This window comes from Ideonella sp., from assembly GCF_035254525.1.
GTDB lineage: Bacteria > Pseudomonadota > Gammaproteobacteria > Burkholderiales > Burkholderiaceae_C > Ideonella.
This window is the reverse complement of record NZ_DATFAN010000162.1, coordinates 1-16,919: the sequence shown is the minus strand read 5'-3', so window position 1 is coordinate 16,919 and position 16,919 is coordinate 1. Positions and strand designations below refer to the sequence as shown.

Genomic DNA, 16,919 nt, shown 5'->3' with positions numbered 1-16,919 from the left:
TCGCGCTGGGCGAATGCCTGGCCATGCCGGAAGGCCACAGCGTGATGCGGGAACAGGGCTTGCTGGCTCGAAGCCATGCCGGTGACGCAGCCGGCCACCCCCCGCCCACCACGCAGCGAAGGCCCTGTCGTGCACATCGCCTACATCACCGAAACCTATCCGCCCGAAATCAACGGCGTCTCGCTGACCACGGCCCGCACGGTGCAGCACCTGCGCCAGGCCGGACACGCGGTGCAGCTGATCCGGCCGCGCCAGCCGCACGAAGCGGCGCTCACCTTCGACGACACCGAGCAGCCGGGCGACCACACGTTCGACAACGGCGAGTGGCGCACCGCCGGCGCGCCGATCCCGATGTACCCCGGCCTGCGCTTCGGCTGGGCCACGGTCGGTGCCTTGCGCGAGCGCTGGCTGCAGCGGCCGCCGCAACTCGTGCACGCCGCCACGCCGGGCCCGCTGGCCTGGGCCGCGCTGCGCGCCGCGCGCGCGCTGGGCATCGCCACGACGTGCGACTTCCGCACCAACTTCCACGCCTACAGCCGGCACTACCGGCTGGGCTGGCTGCAGCCGGCGGTGCTGGCCTACCTGCGCCAGCTGCACGCGATGGCCAGCCGCAGCTTCGTGCCGACGCGCGCGCTCGCGCTCGAGCTGGCGGCACGCGGCTTCGAGCGGCTGCGTGTGGTTGGACGCGGCGTCGATGCCGGCATGTTCACGCCGGCCCAGCGTGACGACGGCCTGCGCGATGCCTGGGGTGCCGGGCCCGGCGACACGGTGCTGCTGCACGTCGGGCGCCTGGCCGCCGAGAAGAACGTGGCGCTCGCGCTCGACACCTTCGAGCACCTGCGCCGCAGCCACGCGCGGCTGCACATGGTCGTGGCCGGCGACGGGCCGCTGCGCAACAAGCTGGCGGCGGCGCACCCGGACGTGCACTTCGTCGGCCTGCAACGGGCCGGCGCGCTGGCCCGCTGCTACGCGAGTGCCGACGTGTTTCTCTTCCCCAGCCTGACCGACACCTTCGGCAACGTGGCGCTCGAGGCGCTGGCCAGCGGGCTGGTGCTGGTCGCGTTCGACAGTGCCGGCGCCGGGGCGCTGGTGCACCACGACTACAACGGCTTCCTCGCCGAGCCGGACGATCCCGCCGCGTTCATCGCCGTGGCCGAGCAGGCGCTGGCGGCCGCGGGGCGCGGCAGCATCGTTCGCCAGCGGGCGCGGGCGCTGGCGTTGCGCAGCGATTGGGACACCGCGCTGCTCGCCTTCGAGCATCAACTGGCCGAGCTGGTCGATGCGGCCACGCCGCGGCGCGAGCAGGTGGACGATGCCGCGCTGGTATGACCATGGCCGCCTGGTCGGCGTCGAGCTCGACCGGCGCTGGGCGACCGCCTTGCACCAGCACGCGGCCCAGCCGGCGCTGCTGCGCTTCCTGCTGTGGTGCAGCCGCCTGGGCGACGGCCCGATGTGGTTCGCGCTGCTGGTCGTGCTGCCGCTGGCCGGCGGCACCCACGGCGCCCACTGCGCGGCGCTGCTGGCCGCCTCCGGCGGGGTCAATCTCTCGATCTACTGGACGATCAAGCGCGTCACGCGCCGAACACGCCCCTGCCAGCAGTGCCCTGGCATCCGCGCCTGCGCGCCGATCCCCGATCGCTTCAGCTTCCCCAGTGGCCATTCGCTGCATGCGGCGGCCTTCGCGCTGCTGATCTCGGCGTTCTACCCGGCGCTGGCGCCGCTGCTGTGCTTCTACGCGGTGCTCGTCGGCCTGGCGCGCGTCGTGCTGGGCCTGCACTACCCGAGCGACGTGATCGGCGGCGGGCTGATCGGGGCGGCGACGGCCGCCGTGGTGCTGCTGCAGCTGGGCTGACCGGCCGCCGATGCCACACCCTGTCGCGAAGCCGCTGATCCCCCGGGCCTACCACTGCCGCTGCGGCCGGCCGGTCTTCTTCCGCAACAGCGAGTGCCTGGCCTGCCACACCGCGCTCGGCTACGACCCCGTTCGCCGCCTGCTGCTGCCGGTCGAGCCGCTGACGGGCGAGGCGGGCGCGCCGGGCCTGTGGCGCGCCGTCGGCGGCCGGCGCGGCACGCGCCGCTACCGCCGCTGCAGCCACCTCGCATCGCCGGCGGCCTGCAACTGGCTCGTCGAGGCCACCGACCGCCACGCCGGCACGCCGCCGCTGTGCCGGTGTTGCCGGCTCACGCGCATGCTGCCCGACTTGTCGCAGCCCGAGAACAAGGTGTACTGGCTGCGCATCGCGCGAGACCAGCGGCGGCTCGTGTCGACCTTGATCGGCCTGGGCCTGCCGGTCCAGTCCAGGGCCAGCGAGGATCCGAAGCAAGGGCTCGCGTTCGACCTGCTGCGCGCGGCGCCCGGCGGGCCGCCGGTCGTCACCGGCCATGCCGACGGCGTGATCACGCTCGACGTCGAGGAGGCCGACGACGCGCGGCGCGAGCAGCGCCGCAGCGCGCTGCACGAGCCGTACCGAACGCTGCTGGGCCACCTGCGGCACGAGAGCGGGCACTACTACTGGCAACGGCTGGTCTTGCCGGGCCGCTGGCTGGAGCCCTTTCGTGCGCTGTTCGGCGACGAGCGGCAGGATTACGCCGGCGCGCTGCAGGCGCACTACCAGCACGGCGCCCCGGCCGACTGGGCGACGCGCCATGTCAGCGCCTACGCCAGCAGCCACCCGTGGGAAGATTGGGCCGAGACCTGGGCCCACTACCTTCATCTGCGCGACACGCTGGACACCGCGCGCAGCTTCGGCCTCGACGGCGAGAGCGTCGAGCTGAACTACGAGCGCTTCGGGCTCGAGGCGCTGGGCGAAGGCGGCGCCGGCGATGCCGGCGCGCCGGCCTTCCTGGCCCTGGTGAACGGCTGGATGGAGCTCACCGGCGTGCTCAACGAACTGTCGCGCAGCATGGGCGTGCCGGATTTCTACCCCTTCGTGCTCTCGGCCGCCGCGCTGCGCAAGCTGCACCTGGTGCACCGTGTCGTCGGCGCACCCTTGGCCGCGCCGGCCTGAGCGCCCCAGGCCGGCCTTCAGGCCCTCACCCCTTCATGCGCGGGTCATGCCCGCATCTCGGCGCCGCCGGCGGCGGCGGGCCGCCGCTGCCAGGCGCCACGCGCATCGGGCAGCACGTTGTCCAGCCGGCCGAGCACGAAGCGCAGGTCCAGCGGCTTGTGCCAGGTTTCGATGAAGCCGTTGCGCGAGGCGTCGAACTCGGCTTCGGCGGTGACTGCGACGGCCGGCACGTGGCGCCAGCGAAAGCGCGCGCGCAAGGACGCGAGCAGGTCGCTGCCCCAGCAGTCGGGCAGGCGCAGATCCATCAGGATCAGCGCCGGGCGCAAGCTGGCGCCCAGCTGGGCGGCCTGCGCGCCGTCGCTGGCTGCCACCAGCTCCAGGTGCGGGCGCAGCTTGAACAGCGCCTGCATCAGGAACAGGTTCGTCGGCTCGTCTTCCACGTACAGCACCTGGGGGCGGCCGGGCCGGCCGTACAAATCTTCATCAAGCATCAGCAGGCTCCCTAGACGGTTGCTCGATCCCAACAAGGCCGAATAGTGGCAATCGGCGTGCCTGCCGGTCCTGAAGGGCTGCAGGGGCCCGCTGCCCGGTGGCCGCCAAGGCGGGTGCAGCCTCTGGTGGTTCCCTGCGCAAACAGGGGCTGGCGCGCGTCATCCGTTCGGCAAGCTTTGCAGTGCCGGCCCGGGCGTTCCGGCGTGCACAGGAACGTCGATTGCTCGACGGAGGGACTCCGGTGGATACCTCTCACAGCCCCGCCGCCGGTGCAGGCCACGACCCTGCCGCGAAGCCGGTGGACCCCTTGACGGACGCGGTCCGGCAACGCGCCGAAGTGCGCGTGGGCACGCCCGTCCGCCCCGCCGACGGCAGCGCCGCCGAGGTCGATCGGCTGGTGCACGAATGGGGCGTGCAGCAGGCCGAGCTCGAGATGCAGAACGCGGAGCTGCGCCAGGCGCAGCGCGCGCTCGAGTTGTCGCGTGACCACTACCTGCAGCTGTACGCGCGTGCCCCGGTCGGCTATGTGACGCTGGACGCGCAAGGTGGCATCGTGGACCTCGACGACACCGCCGCGATGCTGCTCGGCAGGGCGCACCCGGACATGCCGGGGCACCTGCTGGCCGAGTTCGTCGACGCGCCCGACCGGGAGCGCCTGCAGCGCTACCAGGCCGGTGTGGTCCGCGGCGACCCGGGTTCGCCGCTCGAGTTGAAGCTGGCGCCCGACGGCGGAGGCGCCGGCCCCTGGGTGATGCTGGACATCGTGCCGCAGGTCGAGCCGGCGCGGCAGCCGACGCGGTGCCGCGCCGCGCTGATCGACATCACCGAGCGCCTGCGCATGCGCGATGGCGCGGCGCGCCTGGCGGCGATCGTCGCGTCGTCCGAGGACGCCATCGTCAGCCGCGATCTGGACGGCCGGATCGACTCGTGGAACGACGGCGCGGCGCGCCTGTTCAGCCACGCGGCCGAGGAGATGGTCGGCGCCACGATGGACGCCCTGGTGCCCGAGGAGCTGCGCGCCCAGGAGGCCGGGCTGCTGTGGCGGCTGCGCGATGGCGAGACGGTGGCCCACCTCGAGACCGAGCGGATGGCGCGCGGTGGCGTGCGGGTGCCGGTGTCGATGAGCCTGTCGCCGATCCGCGACGAGCGCGGCGCGGTGGTCGGCTCGGCACTGATCGCCCGCGACATCAGCGAGCGCCGCCGCGCCGATCGCGCGCTGCGTGAGCGGGTGCGCCAGCTGGACGTGCTGTCGCAGGCCGGGCAGGCGCTGATCCTGGGCGAGCAGGATGCGGCGACGATGCGGCGTGAGCTGTTCGAGCGCGTGCGCGCCGCGGTCGGCAGCGAGATCTGCCTCAACTACGGCACCAGCGACGATGGCGAATCGCTCCTGCTGCTGTCCGCCTACGGGCTCAGCGAGGCCCACGAGGCCGAGTTGGCACGGGTGCCGATCGGCGGCTCGCTGACCGGCCTGGTGGCGCGGCGCGGCGAGAAGCTCGTCATCGAGAACATGCAGCAGTGCGGGCTGCCCGAGGCGGCGCGGCTGAAGGCCGCCGGCGTGCGCTGCTTCGCCGGCTATCCGCTGCTCGCCCACGGCCGCGACTACGGCGTCGCGGCCTTCGCATCGACCAGCCGCGACCGCTTTCGCCGCGGCGATGTGCTGGTCATCAAGACACTGTGCGACCAGCTCGCGGCCATGCTCGAGCGCAGCCGCCTGATGGCCGAGCTGCGCGCCAGCGAGCGGACCCTCAAGCGCGCCGACAAGGCCAAGGACGACCTGATCGCGACGCTGGCGCACGAGCTGCGCAACCCGCTCGCGCCCATCCGCAACGCGCTGGGCATCCTGCGCCGCGCCGACGATGTCGACCGGGCACGGATCGACTGGTGCCGCGACATCATCGAGCGCCAGGTCGTGCAGATGACCCACCTGCTGGAGGACCTGCTCGACGCGAGCCGCCTGGTGCGCAACAAGATCGAACTGCGCGTCGAGCGGCTGGAGCTGGCGCGCGTGATCGGCCAGGCCGTCGAGGCCGCGCAGCCGCTGATGCACGCCCAGCGGCACCGGCTGCGGGTCGTGCTGCCCGACGCGCCGATCGTCGTGCATGGCGACCTGACGCGGCTGACCCAGGTCTTCGCGAACCTGCTGAACAACGCGGCCAAGTACTCCGACGCAGGCAGCGAGATCGTGCTCGCCGCCGAACGCGCGTCCGGGGGCGAGGGCGGCGGCGGGGTCCGCGTGTCGGTGCGCGACCCGGGCATCGGCATCGCACCGGAGCAGCTGCCGGTGATCTTCGAGATGTTCGCCCAGCTCCGGCCCGCGCTCGAGCGCGCGGGCGGCGGCCTGGGCATCGGGCTCGCGCTGGCCCGCGGGCTGGTCGAGCAGCACGGCGGCACGCTGCAGGCCGCCAGCGACGGGCCCGGCCGGGGCAGCGAATTCACCGTGTGGCTGCCGGTCGGGCAGGGCGAGGCCGCGAGCGCGGCGCGGCACCCGGGCGCCGAGGGCGGCCCCGAGCTGGCGCCGCACCGCGTGCTGGTCGTCGACGACAACGTCGATGCGGCGCAGACCCTGGCCGCGATGCTCTCGCTGCACGGGCAGGACGTGCGCACGGCGTTCGGCGGCCTCGAGGCGCTGGAGGTCGCCGCCCAATGGCGGCCCGATGCGGCGGTGCTCGACATCGGCATGCCCGGCCTGAACGGCTACGAGCTGTGCCAGCGCCTGCGTGCGCAGGCCCGCGGCCACACGCCGCTGCTGATCGCCTGCACTGGCTGGGGGCAGGAGGCCGATCGCGACCGCGCCCACGATGCCGGCTTCGACTTCCACCTCGTCAAGCCGATCGAGCCGGCCGTGCTGCTGCGCCTGCTGGCCACGCTGGACGACGAGCCGCCGGCGCCCTCGGCGCTGCCCTGAGCCCGGCTGCGGGCACGGGCCTTGCCATGGCGAGGCCCATGACAGGCGACCCCGCGGCCGGCGCCCCGGCCCGGGTCCAGCGGGTGCTGGCCGGGCTGTTCGTCGTTGCGCTCGTGCTGCTGCTGAAGGAAGCTTCGGCGCTGCTGGTGCCGGTGGCCGCGGCGCTGGTGCTGACCTTCGTCTTCGCGCCGGTGGTCCGGCTGCTGCGGGGCTGGGGCCTGCCCGAGACAGTTGGTGCCGGCCTGGTCGTGGCCGCGCTGCTGGCGGTCGGTGCGCTCGGTGCGAGCACGCTGGTCGAGCCGGCCACCGAGTGGTGGGACCGCGCGCCCAGCACGCTGGCGCAGGTCATGGCGCGCGTCGACCGCCTGCGCCTGACGATGCCGCCGGCGATCGCCCCTGCCTCGGCGCCGGCCACCCGGCCGCGGCCTTCGCCGCGCCGCGTGGCGCCGGAGGTGACCGAAGCCCCGGCCAGCGCACCGGCGCCGGCGGCCGGCGCCGACCCGATCAAGGAGCAGCTCGCCACCGAGGGGGTGGCGCTGACGCGGGCCTTCGTCGGCCGCTTCCTGGCCTTCTGCCTGTCGGCGGCGGCCACGGTGTTCCTGCTGTACTTCCTGCTCGCCTCGGAGCACTGGGTGGTCCAGCGCAGCGTCCAGGCGATTCCGCGGTGGCGCACGCGCGCGCTGGTGCTGGGCGGGCTGCGCAGCGTGCAGCGCGAGATCTCCCACTTCCTCGGCGCGCTGGCGGTGGTCAACCTCGGCGTCGGCATCGCGATGGGGCTGGCCGCCTGGGGCCTGGGGCTGCCCAACCCGGTGCTCTGGGGCACCGTGGCCGGCGTGCTGAATTTCATCCCCTACCTCGGCCCGATGATCTCGGCCACCTTGCTGCTGATGGCCGGCATCCTCACCTTCGACACGCTGCCGGCCATGCTGGCGCCGCCGGCCGCGCTGCTCGCTATCCACGGCATCGAGAGCAACTTCATCAGCCCCTTCTTCGTCGGCGCGCGGCTGTCGCTGAGCCCGGTGTCGATGTGCCTGTCGGTGATGCTGTGGGGCTGGCTGTGGGGCATGGCCGGCGCGGTGATGGCGGTGCCCATGCTCGTTGCGCTGCGCGCGCTGTGCCGCCGGCACCGCCGGCTGCGCCTGCTCAGCGCCTACCTCGAGGGTGCCGCGTCCCCGGCGCGCTGGTGGGCCGGGGGCGACCGGGCCGCTAGCCTGCCCGGCGGCGGATCACGAAGGCGATCGCGCCGATCCCCGCCAGCATCATCAGCAGCACCGAGGGCTCGGGGACCTGCGAAACGTTGATGAAGCCGTTCAGGCCGTTCGTCTCGATCGCGATGTTGTCCGCCAGCGCGGGCCCGGTGGCGCCACCCGGCGGTGGCAGCGGCACCGGATCGCTCGCGCCGGGCACCAGCGGCGGTGGCGGCAGGCGACCGAATTCGATCTCCCCCAGCGGCGCGGGCGCCGGCGCCTGCAGGCTGCCGCTGGCGGTGGCGAAATCGACCTGGCGGGCCCAGGCCTCGGTGCCCACGCGCAGGTCCGTCTGGCCCGGTGCCTGCCAACCCGTGCCCTTGACCATCGGCGCCCAGGTGTCGACCTGGCCGGTGGCGGTGCCCGTTGCGAGCGTCAGAGTGGCCGCTGCCAAGATCGTCAGCTTCATACGAGTCTCCTTCGTTTGGGGAACACGATCCCTCACCCGACCCCTGCCGCAGCTCGGGGCCGGCATGTGAAAGCATGGCAAGGGGCAGGCCCGGGGCCACTCGCGGCGCCAGCCCCGGGGCGCCGCGCGCCACGGGGCGGTCGAGGAAGTTTTTTCTGCACGGGCGGTGCGGCGCAGCACCGCGGCGGGCCGGCGTGCCCGCCCGGCTGATCACATCGAGACGACCAGCTTCACGTCGCCCTCGCGCCGGAGCAGGCGCACGCCCACGTCGTTGTCGTGGCGGGTGATCTCGACGTCGATGCGCCCTTGCGGCAAGCGCAGGCCCTCCAGATGCACCTGGCGCAGGAAGGCCGGCATGATCGGGTCGCGGAAGTACACCTCGCCGCGCAGGCCGTTCACCTCGAGCCCGAGGCAGGCCTGCAGGCACAGCAGCGGCGCCGCGGCGGCCCAGGCCTGAGGCGAGCAGGCCTGCGGGTACAGCGTGGGCGGCTCGCCGGGATGTCGGCCGAATCCGCAGAAGAGCTCGGGCAGGCGGTGCAGGTCGAAGTGCAGCGAGGCTTCGAACAGGCCTTCGAGGATGCGCGCCGCGGCCGCGCGCTGGCCGTAGCGTGCCATGCCGGCGGCGATCAGCGAGTTGTCGTGTGGCCACACCGAACCGTTGTGGTACGACATCGGGTTGTAGCGCGCCGCGGTCGACGCGACGGTGCGCACGCCCCAGCCGGAGAAGCTGGGCTCGGCCATCAGCGCCTCGACCACGCGGCGGGCATGCTCGGCGCCGGCGATGCCGGTGAACAGCACCTGGCCGGCGTTGGAGGCCAGGACCTCGCACGGGCGCTTGTGGCCATCCAGCGCGAGCGCGTAGCTGCCGAGATCCTCGCACCAGAAGGCCTGCTCGAAGCGCTCGCGCAGCGATTCGGCCTCGGTCTCCAGCGCCTGGGCGCGCTCGGCCAGGCCCAGCGCGCGGGCCATCACCGCGGCGGCGCGCCGGGCCGCGTACACATAGCCCTGCACCTCGCACAGCGCGATCGGCGCCTCGGCGAGCTCGCCGTCGGCATGGAAGACGGCGTCGTGCGAATCCTTCCAGCCCTGGTTCGTCAGCCCGCGTTCGGTGCGGCGCGCGTATTCGACGAAGCCGTCGTGGTCGACATCGCCGTGGCGGTCGATCCACTGCAAGGCACGCTCGAAGTGGGGCCACAGCGAACGAACCAGGTCGAGGTCGGCGGTGCGCTCGAAGTAGGCGCCGCCGAGCATCAGGAACAGCGGGGTCGAGTCGATCGAGCCGTAGTAGCGCCCGAAGGGCACCTCGCCGGTGGCCGCCATCTCGCCGCCGCGCGTCTCGTGCAGGATCTTGCCGGGCTGCGCATCGCGCGCATCGTCGGCCGCGTCGGCCTGCATCGAGGCGAGGTAGCGCAGCACGCCCCGCGACAGCTCGGGCGACAGCCACAGGCTTTGCAGCGCGGTGATGATGCCGTCGCGCCCGAACGGCGTGCTGAACCACGGCACGCCGGCATAGGGGTAGCGGCCCAGCGGGGTGTCGGTGGTCAGCATGTCCAGGTCGGCCAGCGAGCGGTGCGTCCACTGGTCGAACTGGCTGTTGGAGGTGCGCAGCCGCGGCGCCAGTTCGTTCGCGGCCTGCATCTCGGCCTGCAGCAGCTGCTGCGCCGCCTCGCACCACATCGGCTCGGACGGCGGCTCGTTCGGACACGCCATGGCCGCCTGCTCGGCCGGGTCATCGCCTTCGCAGCCGACGGTCCAGCGCAGGACGCTGGCGGTGTGCGGCGCCAGGTCCAGCTCGAAGTCGGCGCGATCGGCCCGCAGCATCGACGCGGGGGTGTCGAAGGCCACGCGGGTGCGGCGCAGGCGCCCGTCCAGGCCTTCGTAGCCGAGCAGCACCGTGCCGCCCTCGATGCGAGGCGCCAGCGAGCGACCGCGCTGCGAGCGGCCCATGCCGCGCGCCTCGAAGATGTCGGCGAAGTCGGCGCCGAAGGCCACGTGCAGCCGAAAGCGCACGCGCCCGCCGCCGTAGTTGTGGATGCGCAGGCGATCGCACAGCATCCCGCGCCACAGCAGCTGGGTGCGCAACAGGTGCAGCTGGCCGTGCTGCAGGTCGTGCGGCGGGGCCTCGTCGCCGCTGCCTTCCATCTCCGGGTTGGTCAGGTGGACGAAGAGCACCGCGTTGTCGTCCTTCACCGCGGAGCCCAGCAGCATCAAGGGGCAGGGCGGGCGACCGAGGGTGCTGATGCGCAGGCTCAGGCGCGACAGGTAGCGCGTGTCCTGGTGGAACAGGCCGTATTCGGTCAGGCCGTCGGCCTCGGCGTCGCCCAGGCGATCGAGCACGGCGAAGCTGTCGCCGTGCTTGAGCACGCGGTTGCGCAGGTCCAGCCGCGGCGATGGCGAGCTGATCTGGTAGTCGTCTTGCGGCGTGTCGGCGCGCTCATCCATTCGACGCCTCCATCGGGCAGGGGCCCGCCGTCCGGCGGACCAGCCGTTCATACACCGACAGGTAGTCGCGCGCCATGCGCTCGGCGGTGAAACGCTGCTCGAAGCGCCGGCGGCAGCGCCGGCGATCGAGCCCGACGGCGTCCTCGATCGCGTGCACCGCCTGGTCGAGGTCATCGACGATGCAGCCGGTCAGCCCGGGCTCGATGATCTCGGGCACCGAGCCGCGCCGGAAGGCCACGACCGGCGTGCCGCAGGCGATGGCCTCGATCATCACCAGGCCGAAGGGCTCGGGCCAGTCGATCGGGAACAACAGCGCGGTGGCCTGGCCGAGGAAGTCGCTCTTCTCGCGCTCGCCGATCTCGCCGATGAACTCGACCAGCGGGTGCGCCAGCAAGGGCCTGATCTCGGCGTTGAAATAGGCCTCGTCCATCGGGTCGACCTTGGCGGCGATGCGCAGCGTGCGGCCCAGGCGCGCTGCGATCTCGATCGCCCGATCGCAGCCCTTCTCGGGCGCGATCCGGCCGAGGAAGGCCAGGTAGCGGCCCGGCCCGGGGTGGAAGCGAAAGGCCTCGTGCGGCAGGCCGTGGTGGACCGTGGCCAGCCAGCAGGCCCAGGGCGCCGGCGTGCGCTGCGCATCCGAGATCGACACCAGCGGCACGTCGGGGAACTCGCGCAGCGTGGCCACGGCCTCGGGCAGGTCGAGCCGCCCGTGCAGCGTGGTCAGGTGCGGCACGCCCAGGCCGCGCAACATCGGAAAGTGCATGCAATCGGTGTGGAAATGGATGACGTCGAAGGCCCCGCGGCGCCGGTACACCTTGTCCAGCAGCGCGCGATGCGGTTCCTCGTGGTCCAGGCTGCGGCCGTCGAGCCGCAGCCCGTGCGGCGAGCCGGCGACGAGGCGGGCGCGCGTCACCGAATCGGCGGTGGCGAACAGCGTGACCTCGTGTCCCTGCGCGACCAGCGCCTCGGTGAGGTAGGACACGACGCGCTCGGTGCCGCCGTACAGGCGCGGCGGCACGCTTTCGAACAAGGGGGCAACCTGGGCAATGCGCATGTGCTGCAACCGGCAAGCCCGGTGCCCGCTCGCCACGCCGGGCCGGTGGTGGCATGCTCGCGGCTCAACGGCCCGCCCCGGCGGGCATGGCCCGAAGGAACCCTCGCGATGGACATCCACACCTGGCTCATCTACCTGCTGGCCGCGATCGGGCTGTCGCTCTCGCCCGGGCCCAACGGGCTGCTGGCGCTGACGCACGGCGCACTGCACGGCCAGCGCAAGGCGCTGTACACGATCAGCGGCGGCGCACTCGGCTTCGTCGTGCTGATCGCGCTGTCGATGTTCGGCATCGGCGCGCTGCTGCAGGCCTCGCTGGCGTGGCTGACGGTGATGAAGTGGGTCGGCGGCGGCTACCTGGTGTGGCTGGGCATCCAGGTCTGGCGTGCGCCGCCGATCGGCATCGACGTCGATCGCGCCGCGGTGGCGCCGCGCGGCGGCGGGTCGATGTTCCGCCAGGGCCTGCTGTCGGCGCTGACCAACCCGAAGGCGCTGCTGTTCTTCGCGGCCTTCCTGCCGCAGTTCATCGACCCGGCGCGCGGCCTGGTGCTGCAGTTTGCGGTCATGGCCGGGACCTTCGCGGTCATCGAGATCGCCACCGAGCTGATGATCGCCAGCCTGGCCCAGCGCATCAGCCCCTGGCTGCGGCGAGTTGGCCGGCGCTTCAACCAGGCCTGCGGGGGCATCTTCGTCGTGATCGGCGTGGCCCTGCCGCTGCGCAGCTGAGGACGGCCCGCCATGAGAGTGAAAGCCTATGTCCTGACGACCGGCGTCCTGTTCGGCCTGCTGGTGCTGGTGCACCTGTGGCGCTTCTCGCTCGAGGGCCCGGGGCTGTGGCGCGACCCGTTCTATGTCGTCAGCACCATCGTGCCGGCCGGGCTGTTCGTCTGGGCGTGGCGCCTGTACCGCTCGCTGCCGCGCTAGTCAGGCCATCACCAGCCGGAACGCGGCGTTCCAGTCGGCGACGAAGCGCTCGATGTTGAAGCGGTCCTGCGCGGCGCGGCGGCCGGCTTCGCCCAGCGTGCGGGCCCAGCCGGGGTTGACCAGGAGTTGCTGCATGCCGGTGATCAGGCGGTCCAGCCGCGTGTCGGCGATGCCGTTCTGGCCGTTGTGGATGACGCTGGCCAGCTCGGTCGTGGCCAGCGCGACGACTGGGGTGCCGACCATCATCGCCTCGATCACCGCCAGGCCCAGGCTGGCATAGCGGGTCGGGTTGAAGAAGAAGCGGTGCTGCGCCACGCGCTCGGGCAGCGCATGCTCGGGCAACTCACCCTCGCCGCCGCAGCGCTCGCTGCCCGCGCCGATCAGCGACAGTGGAATGCGCCGCGCCACGTGGCGGTACAGGTCGAAGCCCAGGCGGCGGCCGTGCAGGTCGATGTCGTTGACGACCGCCAGTCCGCTCGTGCGCTCGCCGCTGTAGCGCGCCGGGTGCAACAGCTTCACGCCGTGCTCGATCACGCGGGTGATGACCTGGCCGCTGTTCCACATCAGCGCGTTGAACGGCGTCACGTGAACCAGCAGCACGTCGGTGTCGTCCATCCAGTGCGGCGTGTCGCTCGGGTGCTCCTGCGGCGGATCGTGCTCGAGGTAGATGCGCGGCAGCCGGCGCTGCGTGGCGCTCAGCAGGCGGTGCTGCTCGCTGGCCCAGGCCTCGCGCGACTGGAACAGGACCAGGTCGAACGCGGCGTCGCGCACGGCCTCGGCCGGCAGCCCGTGCACGTTCGCCCCCCAGGGCAGCATGCCGGCGTGGCGAGCCGATCGTTCGGCATCGGTGACGAGGTAGAAGTCGTGCGGCGCCTGGCTCAGGTAGCGCAGGTAGTGGCCGTGGTGGTGGTCATCCAGCGGCCAGGTCAGGATGCGCAGCCGGCGCGATGGGTCGCGAAGCAGGTTCATGAGGGATCCGGCGGCACAAGGGCAGGCCCACGCCGGAGCAAGCCGCATTCCCGCGGGATGCCCGGCATCCAAGCCCCTGGCCTCGTCGCGCGGCCTGGGGCCGGTTAGAGTCGACTCGGTTCACGGTCTCGAACGCTTCAAGGAGCTGGTCATGGGTGGACGCAGGAAGCTGGACTTTCCTCCGGGTCTCGAGGGGGGCCTCGAGCATGACGACGAGGACCATCGCCTGGGCGAAACGGGCCAGACCGGGCCGGAGGCACCGGGTGATGTCAACCGTGGCCATCCCGAGCAGGGTGGCACGAAGCCCGAGGACGAGGAGCCGGGTCAGTCCGCGCCGGCCTCCTAGGCGCCGAACGAGAGAGCTCGAGCCAGCGCCTTCGCCTTCATTTCCGTGAAGGCTGCCGCAAAGGGCGATGCAGCCCTTGTGCAGTGCAGCAACATGCGGCTACACTCCGGGAAAACCCTTAGTGGTTTTCCATCATGGGCTACCCCTCACAAGGGGGACTGCCGATCGCCCCGATCGGCCGCCGTTTGCCATGTCCAACGGAGTCTTTATGAAGCACTTTGCCCTCTCTGCGCTGGCCGGCCTCGCGCTGTCCCTCGGTCTGTCGACCGCGAACGCTTCGGTGCTCGACACCGCCACCACCTCGGCGGCCAGCCAGGCCGAGCTGTACGGCGTGTTCCACGACCGCCAAACGAACTTCGTGTTCGTCAAGCTGCCCCGGGGCTGGGCTTTTGCCGGGCGCGACGATCTCGCGGGCCAGCACGACGTGTTCCACGACGCCGCCACGGGCTTCGTCTTCGTCAAGCTGTCTGGCGGCTGGAAGTTCCTGGGCCGCGCGACGGCCTGATCACCGCGTTGCCGTCCCGCCTCAAGCCGGGGCGGGCGGCAGGAAGTCTTCCCAGCCCAGCAATTCGGCCAGCCGCCGGCCAACCCAGGCGGCCTCGGGCTCGGTGATCTCGATCGCGCCGGCCACCAGGCCGGCGTGGATGCGGGCGAGGACGTCGGCCTGGGTGACCTGCAACTCCCAGTGCTTTGCGCGCGCCGTGTCGACGAGCAGGTTGGCAAGGTCTTCGCAAAACCCGTAGCGCTGCTGGATGAACTCGCGCGGCTGGTTCGGCTTGAGCCGGCCAGCCTCGGCGAACAGGGCCATGAACGAGGGTGGCAGGACGGGCGGGGTGTCCTCAGTCACGCTGGGGTCTCCAAGCATCTTCCAGCCGGGGCGCACTCGCCACTGACACCGCTGGCGCAAGCATACTGTACATATTCACAGTATATCCCGGGCGGCAGGGAGCAGGCGGGTAGTAGACTGCGCGGCTTTCCTTTGAACCTCTGCTGGCGATATGTTGCGAGGCTCACCGCGCAGCGCGATCTCCGGCGTCACCGGCTTGGCGCTCGTCCGCTTGCTCACCCGTCTGACCGACGTCGACGCCCCCGGATCCCGACAATCCTTCGCCGAACGGCTGAGCCAATGGCTCGGCTGGACCGACGCCATCGCGCTGTCGGCCGCGTTGAATGGCGGCCCGGGGCCGACGCCCACGGGTATGCGGTCGGCCGTGAGCGCCGACGAGAGCGAGTTCACCCGCGTGCGAAACGCGCTGGTGAAGGCGGCCGCCAACGATGACGCGCCCATGAACACGACAGCCGACTTCGTGCCGTTCCGCCGGCGCTACCACGCGCAGCAACAGGCCATGGAGACGAGCATCGGCCCGCTGCGCGCGCGCCTGCGGGCCCGGCTCGCGGGCCGCTCACCCGCGATGGCGCGCCTGGCGGCGGTGGACGCTGTCATGGAGCAGGTGCTGGGCGCGCGCGAGCGGACCCTGCTGTCGACGGTGCCCGTGCTGCTCGAGACGCACTTCGAGCGGCTGCGCCGGTCCGAAGCCGACGCTGCGCCCGCGCAGCCGGGCGGGTGGCTGGACGCGTTTCGCCACGACATGCACAGCGTGCTGCTCGCCGAGCTGGAGGTTCGCATGCAACCGGCGCAAGGGTTGCTGGAAGCCCTGCGCGCGAGACAACCCGATCCCTCATGACCCGATTCCTCCATCACGCCGCGTTCGTCGCGGGCCTGGCCGCCGTGGGCTGGGTCGGCGCCGGCTACGTCGGCGCGAACACTCTCGCACTGGCCATCACGCTGCTGGTCGGCGCGTTCTACCTGGCGGGCGCGCTGGAGCTGCACCGCTTCCGGCGCGACACGCGCAGCCTCGCGCAGGCCGTGTCGAGCCTGGCCGACGCGCCGCCGAGCCTGGGCCCCTGGCTGGCCCAGGTGCCCGCGCCGATGCAAAACGCCGTGCGCCTGCGCATCGAGGGCGAGCGCATCGGCCTGCCGGGCCCGGCCATGACGCCGTACCTCGCCGGCCTGCTGGTGCTGCTGGGCATGCTGGGCACCTTCCTGGGCATGGTGGTCACGTTGAACGGCACCGGCCTGGCGCTGGACAGCGCGACGGACCTGCAGTCGGTGCGCGCTTCGCTTTCCGCCCCGGTCAGGGGCCTGGGGCTGGCCTTCGGCACCTCGATCGCGGGCGTGGCCGCCTCGGCTGCGCTCGGCCTGATGTCCGCCCTGTGCCGCCGCGAGCGGCTGCAGGCTGCGCAGCAGCTCGATTCGAAGATCGCCACCAGCCTGCGCGTTTTCTCGCTGGCCCACCAGCGCGAGGAGTCGTTCAAGCTGCTGCAGCGGCAGGTCGAGGCGATGCCCCAGCTGGTCGACGGGCTGCAGGCCATGATGGTGGCGCTGGAGCGGCAGGGTCAGGCGATGAGCGAGCGTCTCGCGGCGGGTCAGGAGGCCTTCCACCGCCACGCCGAGGCGAGCTACACCGCGCTGGCCGCGTCGGTCGACCGTTCGCTGCAATCGAGCCTGACCGAAAGCGCCCGCCTTGCCGGCGCGACCATCGAGCCGGTCGTCCAGGCCACGATGGCCGGCATCGCGCGCGAGACGGCAGCACTGCAGGCCACCGTGGCGCAGGCCGTGCAGCAGCAGGTCGACACGCTGTCGAGCCGCTTCGAGGGCGCCACCGCCGCCGCCGCGCAGGCCTGGGCCGGCACGCTGGCCGAGCAGCAGCGCACGAACGCGGCACAGTCCGCCGACCTGCGCGCTTCGCTCGATCGTTTTGCCGACACCTTCGAGCAGCGCTCGGCCTCGCTGTTGCGCAGCCTGGGCGAGGCGCATTCGGGCCTGCAGGCCGAACTGGCGTCGCGCGACGCGCAGCGGCTGGGCGCGTTCACCGAGGCGCTGCAGGCGGTGGCCGCCTCGCTGCAGCAGGAATGGCGGCAGGCCGGCGCCCAGACACTCGGCCAGCAGCAGCAGATCTGCGAGACGCTGGCACAGACGGCCCGCGGCATGTCGGCCGAGGCGGAAACGCACGCCAGGAACACGATTGCCGAGATCGCGCGGCTGGTGCAGGCCGCGTCGGAGGCCCCGCGCATCGCGGCCGAGGTGGTGGCCGAGCTGCGCCAGAAGCTGTCGGACAGCATGGC

At 72.4% G+C, this 16,919-nt stretch carries 16 protein-coding genes; 10 read left to right on the top strand and 6 right to left on the bottom strand.

The annotated features are described in order from the left end of the window. The first annotated feature begins 129 nt into the window (after positions 1-129). Genes VJ693_RS16490 through VJ693_RS16480 form a run of 3 tightly spaced genes read left to right on the top strand, consistent with a single transcriptional unit; the run spans position 130 to position 3,008 of the window. Positions 130-1,329 carry a glycosyltransferase family 1 protein gene (locus VJ693_RS16490; RefSeq protein ID WP_324155856.1) on the top strand — a complete coding sequence of 400 codons (1,200 nt, stop codon included), beginning with the start codon at positions 130-132 and terminating at the stop codon, positions 1,327-1,329. Next, positions 1,313-1,852 (top strand): phosphatase PAP2 family protein, encoded by a 540-nt coding sequence (locus VJ693_RS16485; protein ID WP_324155853.1) that lies wholly within the window; start codon positions 1,313-1,315, stop codon positions 1,850-1,852. The genes VJ693_RS16490 and VJ693_RS16485 overlap by 17 nt, the downstream gene beginning before the upstream one ends. A 10-nt stretch (positions 1,853-1,862) precedes the next feature. Continuing rightward, positions 1,863-3,008: a zinc-binding metallopeptidase family protein gene (locus VJ693_RS16480; protein WP_324155852.1), complete on the top strand. Its 1,146-nt coding sequence runs from the start codon at positions 1,863-1,865 to the stop codon at positions 3,006-3,008. 44 nt (positions 3,009-3,052) lie between these two features. On the opposite strand, the gene VJ693_RS16475 is transcribed toward VJ693_RS16480, so the two are convergent. Then, entirely contained in the window at positions 3,053-3,499 is a 447-nt protein-coding gene (locus VJ693_RS16475; protein ID WP_324155850.1) for a response regulator, read from the bottom strand. Positions 3,500-3,741: 242 nt separating this feature from the next. On the opposite strand from VJ693_RS16475, the gene VJ693_RS16470 reads away from it, so the two are divergent. After that, entirely contained in the window at positions 3,742-6,405 is a 2,664-nt protein-coding gene (locus tag VJ693_RS16470) for a PAS domain S-box protein (RefSeq protein ID WP_324155848.1), read from the top strand. 38 nt (positions 6,406-6,443) lie between these two features. Continuing rightward, complete coding sequence (locus VJ693_RS16465) at positions 6,444-7,706, top strand: AI-2E family transporter (RefSeq protein ID WP_324155846.1); 1,263 nt, start codon at positions 6,444-6,446, stop codon at positions 7,704-7,706. On the opposite strand, the gene VJ693_RS16460 is transcribed toward VJ693_RS16465, so the two are convergent. From VJ693_RS16460 to VJ693_RS16450, 3 genes are all read right to left on the bottom strand, one after another. Continuing rightward, a complete protein-coding gene (locus VJ693_RS16460) occupies positions 7,612-8,061 on the bottom strand; it encodes a PEP-CTERM sorting domain-containing protein (protein ID WP_324155844.1) in 450 nt (149 codons plus the stop codon). The genes VJ693_RS16465 and VJ693_RS16460 overlap by 95 nt on opposite strands. A gap of 210 nt (positions 8,062-8,271) precedes the next feature. Beyond that, a complete protein-coding gene (locus tag VJ693_RS16455; RefSeq protein WP_324155842.1) occupies positions 8,272-10,503 on the bottom strand; it encodes an amylo-alpha-1,6-glucosidase in 2,232 nt (743 codons plus the stop codon). Beyond that, the gene (locus tag VJ693_RS16450; RefSeq protein WP_324155840.1) at positions 10,496-11,557 is read right to left on the bottom strand and encodes a glycosyltransferase family 4 protein; all 1,062 of its coding nucleotides are present in this window, start codon (positions 11,555-11,557) and stop codon (positions 10,496-10,498) included. The genes VJ693_RS16455 and VJ693_RS16450 overlap by 8 nt, the downstream gene beginning before the upstream one ends. Positions 11,558-11,665: 108 nt before the next feature. On the opposite strand from VJ693_RS16450, the gene VJ693_RS16445 reads away from it, so the two are divergent. Next, complete coding sequence (locus VJ693_RS16445; RefSeq protein WP_324155838.1) at positions 11,666-12,280, top strand: LysE family translocator; 615 nt, start codon at positions 11,666-11,668, stop codon at positions 12,278-12,280. Between the two features lie 12 nt (positions 12,281-12,292). Beyond that, positions 12,293-12,478 (top strand): hypothetical protein, encoded by a 186-nt coding sequence (locus tag VJ693_RS16440; protein ID WP_324155836.1) that lies wholly within the window; start codon positions 12,293-12,295, stop codon positions 12,476-12,478. Here VJ693_RS16440 and VJ693_RS16435 read toward each other — a convergent pair whose 3' ends face one another. Beyond that, a complete protein-coding gene (locus VJ693_RS16435; protein WP_324155835.1) occupies positions 12,479-13,447 on the bottom strand; it encodes a glycosyltransferase in 969 nt (322 codons plus the stop codon). It lies immediately after the preceding gene. Between the two features lie 554 nt (positions 13,448-14,001). Between VJ693_RS16435 and VJ693_RS16430 the strand changes: the two genes are divergently transcribed. Next, positions 14,002-14,298: a hypothetical protein gene (locus VJ693_RS16430; RefSeq protein WP_324155833.1), complete on the top strand. Its 297-nt coding sequence runs from the start codon at positions 14,002-14,004 to the stop codon at positions 14,296-14,298. 21 nt (positions 14,299-14,319) lie between these two features. On the opposite strand, the gene VJ693_RS16425 is transcribed toward VJ693_RS16430, so the two are convergent. After that, the gene (locus VJ693_RS16425) at positions 14,320-14,640 is read right to left on the bottom strand and encodes an ATPase with chaperone activity (protein ID WP_324155832.1); all 321 of its coding nucleotides are present in this window, start codon (positions 14,638-14,640) and stop codon (positions 14,320-14,322) included. A 151-nt stretch (positions 14,641-14,791) separates the two neighbouring features. Here VJ693_RS16425 and VJ693_RS16420 point away from each other — a divergent pair, with 151 nt between their 5' ends. Together VJ693_RS16420 and VJ693_RS16415 are read left to right on the top strand one after the other, a co-directional pair. After that, on the top strand, positions 14,792-15,478 hold the full coding sequence (locus tag VJ693_RS16420) for a DUF3348 domain-containing protein (RefSeq protein WP_324155830.1): 687 nt from the start codon (positions 14,792-14,794) through the stop codon (positions 15,476-15,478). Further along, a partial coding sequence (locus tag VJ693_RS16415) for a DUF802 domain-containing protein (protein ID WP_324155829.1) occupies positions 15,475-16,919 on the top strand: 1,445 nt, incomplete at its 3' end. The genes VJ693_RS16420 and VJ693_RS16415, both read left to right, overlap by 4 nt.

Coding starts and splice junctions, on each gene's coding strand:
- VJ693_RS16455 (WP_324155842.1), bottom strand. CDS start 10,503: ATGGATGAGCGCGCCGACACGCCGCAAGACGACTACCAGATCAGCTCG.
- VJ693_RS16480 (WP_324155852.1), top strand. CDS start 1,863: ATGCCACACCCTGTCGCGAAGCCGCTGATCCCCCGGGCCTACCACTGC.
- VJ693_RS16465 (WP_324155846.1), top strand. CDS start 6,444: ATGACAGGCGACCCCGCGGCCGGCGCCCCGGCCCGGGTCCAGCGGGTG.
- VJ693_RS16475 (WP_324155850.1), bottom strand. CDS start 3,499: ATGCTTGATGAAGATTTGTACGGCCGGCCCGGCCGCCCCCAGGTGCTG.
- VJ693_RS16485 (WP_324155853.1), top strand. CDS start 1,313: ATGCCGCGCTGGTATGACCATGGCCGCCTGGTCGGCGTCGAGCTCGAC.
- VJ693_RS16435 (WP_324155835.1), bottom strand. CDS start 13,447: ATGAACCTGCTTCGCGACCCATCGCGCCGGCTGCGCATCCTGACCTGG.
- VJ693_RS16420 (WP_324155830.1), top strand. CDS start 14,792: ATGTTGCGAGGCTCACCGCGCAGCGCGATCTCCGGCGTCACCGGCTTG.
- VJ693_RS16445 (WP_324155838.1), top strand. CDS start 11,666: ATGGACATCCACACCTGGCTCATCTACCTGCTGGCCGCGATCGGGCTG.
- VJ693_RS16450 (WP_324155840.1), bottom strand. CDS start 11,557: ATGCGCATTGCCCAGGTTGCCCCCTTGTTCGAAAGCGTGCCGCCGCGC.
- VJ693_RS16460 (WP_324155844.1), bottom strand. CDS start 8,061: ATGAAGCTGACGATCTTGGCAGCGGCCACTCTGACGCTCGCAACGGGC.
- VJ693_RS16440 (WP_324155836.1), top strand. CDS start 12,293: ATGAGAGTGAAAGCCTATGTCCTGACGACCGGCGTCCTGTTCGGCCTG.
- VJ693_RS16430 (WP_324155833.1), top strand. CDS start 14,002: ATGAAGCACTTTGCCCTCTCTGCGCTGGCCGGCCTCGCGCTGTCCCTC.